This window comes from Trebonia sp. (genome assembly GCF_030042015.1).
Classification (GTDB): Bacteria; Actinomycetota; Actinomycetes; order Streptosporangiales; family Streptosporangiaceae; genus Trebonia.
Genome location: NZ_JASIAL010000224.1, coordinates 1 through 6687 on the forward strand (window position 1 = coordinate 1; position 6687 = coordinate 6687).

The 6687-nt window shown below is 72.0% G+C and carries 7 protein-coding genes; 3 read left to right on the forward strand and 4 right to left on the reverse strand.

Going from position 1 to position 6687, the window contains the following annotated elements; genetic code table 11:
• The coding region (locus Q1N79_RS11660; protein ID WP_300608180.1) for a putative Ig domain-containing protein at positions 1-1422 on the forward strand (1422 nt) is incomplete at its 5' end.
• A 67-nt stretch (positions 1423-1489) separates the two neighbouring features.
• On the opposite strand, the gene Q1N79_RS11665 is transcribed toward Q1N79_RS11660, so the two are convergent.
• The 4 genes from Q1N79_RS11665 to Q1N79_RS11680 are packed head-to-tail and all read right to left on the reverse strand — an operon-like array spanning position 1490 to position 4069.
• Positions 1490-1621 (reverse strand): hypothetical protein, encoded by a 132-nt coding sequence (locus Q1N79_RS11665; protein ID WP_300608182.1) that lies wholly within the window; start codon positions 1619-1621, stop codon positions 1490-1492.
• Positions 1618-2295 carry an LLM class flavin-dependent oxidoreductase gene (locus Q1N79_RS11670; protein ID WP_300608185.1) on the reverse strand — a complete coding sequence of 226 codons (678 nt, stop codon included), beginning with the start codon at positions 2293-2295 and terminating at the stop codon, positions 1618-1620. The genes Q1N79_RS11665 and Q1N79_RS11670 overlap by 4 nt, the downstream gene beginning before the upstream one ends.
• A gap of 11 nt (positions 2296-2306) precedes the next feature.
• Positions 2307-3290, reverse strand: coding sequence for an NADPH:quinone oxidoreductase family protein (locus Q1N79_RS11675; RefSeq protein ID WP_300608188.1), 984 nt, complete (start codon positions 3288-3290; stop codon positions 2307-2309).
• On the reverse strand, positions 3287-4069 hold the full coding sequence (locus Q1N79_RS11680; protein WP_300608191.1) for an SDR family oxidoreductase: 783 nt from the start codon (positions 4067-4069) through the stop codon (positions 3287-3289). Before Q1N79_RS11680 ends, Q1N79_RS11675 begins: the two co-directional genes overlap by 4 nt.
• Before the next feature lie 158 nt (positions 4070-4227).
• Between Q1N79_RS11680 and Q1N79_RS11685 the strand changes: the two genes are divergently transcribed.
• Positions 4228-5121, forward strand: coding sequence for a dioxygenase (locus Q1N79_RS11685; protein WP_300608193.1), 894 nt, complete (start codon positions 4228-4230; stop codon positions 5119-5121).
• Positions 5122-5175: 54 nt separating this feature from the next.
• Positions 5176-6672, forward strand: a complete 1497-nt coding sequence (locus tag Q1N79_RS11690) for an aldehyde dehydrogenase (protein ID WP_300608196.1) — start codon at positions 5176-5178, stop codon at positions 6670-6672.
• Positions 6673-6687: the final 15 nt, after the last annotated feature.

Consider the following 6687-nt stretch of genomic DNA (forward strand, 5'->3'; position numbering starts at 1 on the left):
GCCGCGTACACGCTGACGTGCGTAACGAGCGGCGGCAGCAAGTATCCCGCGCTGGCGATCACCACGTCCGCGCTGCCTGGCGGCACCGAGGGCAAGGCCTATTCGGCGACGGTGTCCGCGACCGGCGGCGACGGCGCCTACACCTGGTCCGCGGCCGGCCTGCCGGACGGCCTCGGCATCAACGCGGGCACGGGCACCATCAGCGGCACCCCCGCAGGCGCGGGCACGTCCGAGGTCACGGTGACCGCCACGGACGCGGAGCGCCCGACAGCGCAGCAGGCAGCGCGGACGTTCCGCCTCACCGTCAGCAACTTGGTTTATCCGACATTGACGATCACCACGACCGCGCTGGCTGGCGGCACCGTCGGGGCCGCCTACACAGCGGCCATGGCCGCGACCGGTGGCCACGGCCGCTACACCTGGTCCGCGGCCGGCCTGCCGGACGGCCTCGGCATCAACGCGCGCACGGGCACCATCAGCGGCACCCCCACAGCCGGCGGTACCTCCGACGTCACGGTGACCGTCAGGGACGCCGAGACCCCGACACCGCAGACGGCGACCGCGGGCCTCGCCCTCACCGTGGCCTACCCGGCACTTGCCATCAGCACGGCGGCGCTGCCTGACGGCACCGACGGGGCCGCCTATACGACGACCGTGGCCGCGACCGGCGGCGACGGCACCTACACCTGGGCCGCGACCGGACTGCCGGACGGCCTTGCCATCGACGCCACCACGGGCACGATCAGCGGCACCCTGGATGCGGGCGATGACGCGGACTCCCCCTACACCGTCGAGGTGACCGTCACTGACGCCGAGACCCCGACACCGCAGACGGCGACGGCGGCCCTCACGCTCACCGTGGCCTACCCGGCACTTGCCATCAGCACGGCGGCGCTGCCTGACGGCACCGACGGGGCCGCCTATACGACGACCGTGGCCGCGACCGGCGGCGACGGCACCTACACCTGGGCCGCGACCGGACTGCCGGACGGCCTTGCCATCGACGCCACCACGGGCACGATCAGCGGCACCCCCACAGCCGGCGGCACCTTCGACGTCACGGTGACCGTCACGGACGCCGAGACCCCGACACCGGAGACGGCGACGGCGGACCTCACCCTCACGGTGGCCTACCCGGCACTTGCCATCACCACGACAGCGCTGGCCGACGCGGAGGTCGGCGTGGCGTACACGGCGACCCTGGCGGCGACCGGTGGCAACGGCACCTACGCCTGGACCGCGACCGGACTGCCCGCAGGCCTCGCCATCGACGGCACCACGGGTGTGATCAGCGGCACCCCGGATGCGGGCGATGACGCTGACTCCCCGTACACCATCGAGGTGACAGTGACAGACACAGAGACGCCGACCCCGGAGACGGTTACGGAGGCGATCACCCTTATCGTCGATCCTGCGAGCTGAGACCCTGAGCCATCCCGGCGCTCCGCGACCCCGCGCCCTGACAGGCGTGCGGGCATCGGCACTCTCCTTACCCTGGCCTGATTGCGGCGCCGCGCAGCTGGGGAAGCACCTCGTGAGCGAAGAGCTCGTTGCGGCGCCCCACCTGCCCGATCACCGCGGCGTCGTCCCGGCGCAGAGCCGGGCCGGCTGCCGCGCTCATGGCGGAAAGTGAGCGAAGATCGCCGTGCTGCCCCGGACCAGGGCCCGGGCGACCGCCGCGTCGGGGTGGCAGCCGACGTTGACGTACGCGCCCACCCGCAGCGTAGCCGGGTCCAGGCCGGCCGCGATCCGGGCCTGGCGGGCCGCCTCGATCCCCCAGGCGATCCGCTCGGGATCGGCTCCCACCGTCAGCATGACGCGGTCGGCGGCGACCGCGGCCGCGGCGATGGTGGCCGGACCGGTCGCGGCCAGCTCGACCGGCACCGGTGGCACCGCGCGGTCGGCGATCCACCCGATCCGGCTGGCCCGCCCGTCGACCGTGACCGTCTCGCCGCGCAGGAACCCCCGGACCTGGCTGACGAACTCCCGCAGCCGGGCTGTGGAAGGCCTGGGCAGACCCAGCTGGGCCAGCGAGGAGTCGCCTCGTCCGACACCGAGAACCGCCCGCCCGCGCGACTCCAGCTGCAGGCTGGCGATCGCGGCGGCGGTCACCGCCGGATGCCGGGTCAGCGGGTTGACCACCCCGGTGCCCAGCCCGAGTCGATGAGTTGCCCGGGCCAGCACGCCGAGCTCGACGAACACGTCACCGACCAGGTTCTGGCTGTCGGCAAGCAGCAGGCCGTCGAAGCCCAGCCGCTCGGCCTGCGCCGCTGTCGCCTCGCAGCCGCCCGGCACGGGCCGCGACCCTAGGGCAGGAAGACGATCCGGCCGGTGGTGGCGCCCGCCGCGAGCCGTCGCAGCCCGTCCGGGACGTCGTCGAGCGTCAGCCGCTCGCTGATCAGCGGCCGAATCACCCCGGCCGCGGCGAGCCTGCTCAGCTCGGCGTGGCAGTCACGGACCGCACTCGGGTCCCGTTGCCGGTACAGGCCCCAGTGCAGGCCGAGGATCGAGTAGTTCTTCACCAGCGCGTGGTTCAGCGCGGCCGCCGGGATGTCCCCGCTCGCGAAGCCGACGACCAGGATCCGGCCCTCGAACGCGATGCACCTGGTGGACCGCAGGAACGCCTCGCCGCCGACTGGGTCGTAGACGACGTCGGCGCCGCGCCCGCCGGTGACGTCCTTGACGACCGCAACGAAGTCCTCGCTGTGCCGGTCAACGACAACGTCCGCTCCGAGCTCCCGCACCACCGAGGCCTTCCGCGGGCCACCAGCCACGCCGATGACGCGGGCCCCCGCCGCCTTGCCGAGCTGGACGGCCCCGCTGCCCACGCCGCCTGCCGCCGCGTGCACGAGCAGCGTCTCGCCGGCCGCCAGCCGCGCCCTCCGGTGCAGCCCGAACCACCCGGTCTGGTACGTGACATGGAACGGCGCCGCCTCGGCGTCGTCCAGTCCCGCGGGCGCGGGCATCGCGGTCGCCGCGTCCATGACCGCGTACTCCGCGAAGGCGCCATGCGGCAGCACGGTCGCGCCGATCACCCGGTCCCCTGGGGAGAAGCCGCCCACGTCCGCACCGGTCTTGGCGACCTCGCCGCACAGCTCGACGCCCGGGCAGAACGGCAGCGGCGGGCGGACCTGGTAGGTGCCGCGGCACAGCAGCGCGTCGGGGAAGTTCGCCGCGGCCGCGAGCACCCGCACCAGGAGCTGGCCGGGACCGGGGACCGGCCGCGCCACCTCGGCCAGTTCGAGCACGTCCTGCGGCTCGCCGTACCGGCTCACGTGCCAGGCTTTCACGCTGTCTCCTCCTCCTCGATCCGTCGTTGCAGCCGTGACATCCCGCGCAGCCACCTGTCGGTGTCGGCGGCGCGCAGCGTGTAGTAGTCCCGGACTTCGGGGTGCGGCAGGACGAGGAATCTGCGCTCGGTCATCGCGTCCCACAGCGCGCCGGCGACCTGCTCGGGTTCGATAGCGGTGTCAAGCAGCAGGACCTCGCCTGGCCGCCCAGCATCGGCGAGCATCTGGGTGCGCACCCCCTGCGGGCAGATGCAGTGCACGGTCAGGCCGCGATGCGCGTACGTCGCGGCGAGCCATTCCGCGAACCCCACCGCTGCGTGCTTGGTCACCGAGTACGGCGCCGAGCCGAGCATCGTCAGCAGCCCGGCCGCCGACGCGGTGATGACAAAGGTCCCCTGCCCGCGCGCCAGCCAGCCAGGGAGCAGCGCCCGCGCCGCGCGGACGTGCGCAAGCGTGTTGACCTCCCACGCGCGCTGCCACACGTCGTCTGGGGTATCCGGTCCGCTCCCGGCGCCGGTCCCCGCGTTCGAACAGTAGATGTCGATCTCGCCGAGGTGGCCGCGGGCGGCGGCGAGGAGTTCCCGCACGCCGTGGTCCGTCCCTGTGTCACCGGGGACCGCGAAGCCGCCGATCTCGGCGGCGACCGCCGCGGCAGCCCCGGGATCCAGGTCGTTCACCACCACCTGGGCGTCCCCGGCCGCCAGCCTGCGCGCGATCGCCCGCCCGATCCCGCCACCGCCGCCGGTGACGACGGCGCCGGCTCCGCTCACGACCGTCATGTTCCGAACCATAGCCCCGTTCACCCCGGATGGCTCGGCGGGACGTCGCGGGCGGGCCGGGTGATGTGATGGATGCCGTACACGGCTTAAGTTCCTGGCATTGCTGTCAATAAGATCAGGCGGGCGGACCGAAAGACGACGCGAACGAAGGTGTCCTGATGATCATCGAACGACATGAAGACGTGACGCCCGCCGTGCTGGCGGTCATGCAGCAGACGACCGACCCGCGCCTGCGGGAGATCATGACGTCGCTGGTCTCGCACCTGCACGCGTTCGTCCGCGAGGTACGGCTCACCGAGGAGGAGTTCCAGTCGGCTGCCGCCATCCTCAACGAGATCGGCCAGGCAACAACCGACACCCACAACGAAATGGTGCTGATGTCCGGCTCGCTGGGGGTGTCCACGCTCGTCTGCCTGCTGAACAACGGCGACATGGGCGCCACCGAGACGCAGCAGAACCTGCTTGGACCGTTCTGGAGGATGAACTCCCCGCGGGTGGACAACGGCGGCTCGATCGTCCGCTCGGCGACGCCCGGGCCGGCGCTGTTCGTCGACGCTCGGGTCCAGGACCGCGCCGGCAATCCCGTCGCCGGGGCCGAAGTGGACGTGTGGCACTCCTCGCCGGTCGGGCTGTACGAGCATCAGGACGCCGGACAGGCGCCGATGAACCTGCGCGGCAAGTTCGTTACCGACGACGCGGGGCGCTTCTGGTTCCGGACGGTGAAGATGGCCGGCTATCCCATTCCCACCGACGCGGTCGTGGGCCGGCTGCTCAAGGCACAGCACCGCCATCCGTTCCGGCCGGCGCACCTGCACGTGCTGATCTTCAAGGAGGGCTACAAGACGCTGATCTCGCAGGTGTACGCGCCCGACGACCCGCACATCGACACCGATGTCCAGTTCGGCGTCACCCGCGCCCTGATCGGCGACTTCCGGCGTCACGACGAGCCGCACCCCGCCGATTCCAGCGTCGAAGCCCCCTGGTACTCATTCGACTACACGTTCACGCTCGAGCCGGGCACGGCCAGGCTCCCGCGGCCACCCATCAAGTAGCGGCAGGCGACCTGCCGTATTGGCGGCCGTTCCCCGCCGGTCTAGGCTCGCACTATGAGTCTCGCTAACCAGACCACGGTGCCGATCAGGCACACGGACCGTTTCTTCATCGGCGGGGAGTGGGTGTCGCCGTCGTCCGACGCCACGATCAAGGTCATCGACCCGGGGACGGAAGAGCTGTACTTCACCGTCGCCGAGGCGCAGGCCGCCGACATCGCGCGTGCCGTGTCGGCGGCACGGGAGGCGTTCGACAGCGGCCCGTGGCCGCGGCTGACGCACGTGGAGCGGGCCGAGTACCTGCGTGCGCTCGCGGCCGAGGTCAGGAAGCGGTCGGAAGAGGTCGGCCAGATCTGGCCGCGCGAGGCCGGCGTCCTGTACTCCGCGGCACGCTTCGGCGCGTTCGGGGGTGCGGCCAGCTTCGACTACTACGCCGACCTGGCGGCGACCTTCCCGTGGGAGGAGCCGGCCAAGCCGGCGCGCGGCGGGTTCGGCCTCCTGGTCCGCGAGCCCGTCGGCGTCACGGGCGCGATCATCCCGTGGAACGCGCCGATGCCGCAGATCGGCATGAAGCTGGCGCCCGCGCTGATCGCCGGGTGCACGGTCATCCTGAAGACCTCGCCTGAAGCGCCCGGCGAGGGCTACCTGTTCGCCGAGGCCGCCGAGGCGGCCGGCCTGCCGGCCGGCGTGCTCAACGTGGTGACCGCCGACCGCGAGGTCTCCGAACTGCTGGTCCGCGACCCGCGCGTGGACAAGATCACCTTCACCGGGTCCACCGCCGCCGGCCGCAAGATCGCCTCGATCTGCGGCGAGCGGATCGCCCGCTGCACCCTGGAACTCGGCGGCAAGTCCGCCGCGGTGATCCTCGATGACGCGGACCTGGAGTCGGCGGCGACCGCGCTGGCCCAGGCCGAATGCATCCTGGCCGGCCAGGTCTGCGCCTCGCTCACCCGGATCGTGGTCACCCGGCAGCGGCACGACCAGATGGTGGACGCGCTGTCGTCGATCTTCTCCCAGGTGAAGGTCGGCAACCAGTTCGACCCGCAGTCCCAGATGGGCCCGCTGGCCGCCAGGCGCCAGCGCGACCGCGTCGAGGGCTACATCGCCAAGGGCATCGAGGGCGGCGCGCAGCTGGCCACGGGCGGCGGTCGCCCGAAGGACCTTGAGCGGGGGTGGTATGTCGAGCCAACGGTGTTCGGCAACGTCGACAACAACTCGGTGATCGCGCAGGAGGAGATCTTCGGCCCGGTCCTTTCGGTCATTCCCGCCGCGGACGAAGAAGACGCGGTACGGATCGCGAACGAGACCATCTACGGCCTGAACTCCGCCGTGTTCACCGCGGACGTGGATCGCGCCCGCGAGGTCGCCGGCCAGCTCCGCGCCGGGACCGTCGGGCACAACGGGTTCAAGTCGGATTCCGGCATCGGGTTCGGCGGGTTCAAGCAGTCCGGCATCGGGCGCGAGGGCGGGCGCGAGGGACTGCTGCCCTTCCTGGAGTCCAAGACCGTGCTGCTCGACGGCCCCACGACCAGGTACGCGGACACGCAGCTGTAACGGGAGGCGTTTTCC